The sequence below is a fragment of the Alteribacillus sp. JSM 102045 genome (assembly GCF_041949975.1).
GTDB lineage: Bacteria > Bacillota > Bacilli > Bacillales > Marinococcaceae > Alteribacillus.
Map to the genome: position 1 here is coordinate 1 of NZ_JBHFQG010000085.1, position 1,774 is coordinate 1,774.

Genomic DNA, 1,774 nt, shown 5'->3' on the forward strand with positions numbered 1-1,774 from the left:
AAAGGGGCTGTCCCAAAACCCCTAAAATAAAATCTCCACCGGAGTCATCTTTTAGATGGGACCGGTGGAGATTTTTCATGCTCCGATGGAGATATGTGTCTTTTGGCGGCGTTTTGCCGCCGCCACTTTCCGTATGTTGTGGGCGAGGGCCACCCACCCGAGTTCTACGTGGACTTTTTCTTTGCCTCGGAGATGTAATCGCTGAAATCCGAGGTTTTGTTTGACATGACCAAATACACTCTCCACCTCCGTTTTTCGAAGCGCGTAGAGTGTTCGACCCTCTTCGCTATGTAATTTATTGGTTTCCTTTGCTTTTAATTCTTCATACACCGGGTTATAGAAAATCTTTCGATTTCCTTTCGCTTTGGTACAATCTATCTTGAACGGACATCCTTCACACGATTCACATTCATACACCTTGAAATCTCGTGTGTAGCCGTACTTATCTGTTCGTTTTCCATATCGCCGGAAGGTGACCTTTCGCTGGTTGGGACACCAGTAGAAATCGTCCTTCTCCTCATACGTCCAGTTGTGAGGATGATACGCCTTTTTGGAAAAGGATCGTTTCTGTTCCTGTTCATATGTATTATAAGGGATCAGGGTCTGGATGTCTTCGTGGTCTTCCATATACACATAGTTCGGTTCGCTACCATAACCGGCATCTGCTACCAACCATTCTAGGCAGGGCATGTCCTTTTTCTTTCATGGCTTCCAAGTGCGGTTCGAGAAGCCTGGCATCTGTAGGACTCTGGTGGACGGAGTAATGGAGAATAAACTGGTTCTGCGTGCCGACCTGCCAGTTGTACCCTGCTTTCAACTGCCCGTTCATCATATGATCGTCTTTCATCCGCATAAAGGTGGCATCCACATCGGTTTTTGAGAAACTATTGCGCTCTCCAAATAAAGCCATCCGGGTTTCATACGTTTCCAGACGAGGCAGATAGTCTCTTTTCAATTGGCGATGAATCTGACGAAGCGGCTTCGCTTCGGCTTTTTTCCCCCTCTTCCAATTTCTGTTCCACTTTTCTCGCTACGTTTTCCAGCTTTTCCTGGTTGATTCGTTCCCGACCAAACAAGCTATCTTCCTGTTTCAAGGAGGCGATGTCTACGGCAATCGCTTCCTCGATCGTCCGTAGGTTTTCCTCGATTTTTGCCTGAAGCTTTTCCTCATACCCTTCGATACTTTTTCGCCAAACGAATGTGTATTTATTGGCATTGGCTTCGAACTTTGTTCCATCTAAAAAGTAATGCTTTCCATCTACATAGCCTTCTTTTACTAAAAGCAGCGTCATTTCAAGGTACAGCGTGTCCATTAATGCCTTGCATCGTTCAGAACGAAACCGGTTAATTGTGCGGAAATCCGGACACTGGCTCGCGGCCAGCCACATCATCGGAAGATGATCTGTGAGTGCCTGTTCGATGGCACGGCAGGAGAATAATCCTTACGTGTAGCCATACAATACGATTTTCGCCAGCATTTTCGGATGATAAGCCGGACGCCCGCCGCCTTCGTAGGCACGCAAAAACAGCTCATCATCCAAGGCATCGATCATGTCACTGACGACACGAGCCACATGATCCTCCGGAATCACATCTGAAAAATCCATAGGAAGATAGAGCTGATTCATGGTATAATCTTGGAAAGTGACCAATTGGTTACTCATAAAAATCGCCTCTTTCTATGATGTTTGTTGTGGTAACTTCATTATAGCGAATGAGGCGATTTTTTTGTGCTTTTTTTCTTATCGGATTAAAAGAAGGCTGCCCCAAAGAT

1 pseudogene is annotated in these 1,774 nt (G+C 45.8%); it reads right to left on the minus strand.

Annotated features, from left to right (window positions below):
* Window positions 1–99: 99 nt before the first annotated feature.
* Window positions 100–1,664, minus strand: a pseudogene (locus ACE1TI_RS21690) (IS1182 family transposase); the annotation flags it as partial.
* Window positions 1,665–1,774 lie beyond the last annotated feature (110 nt).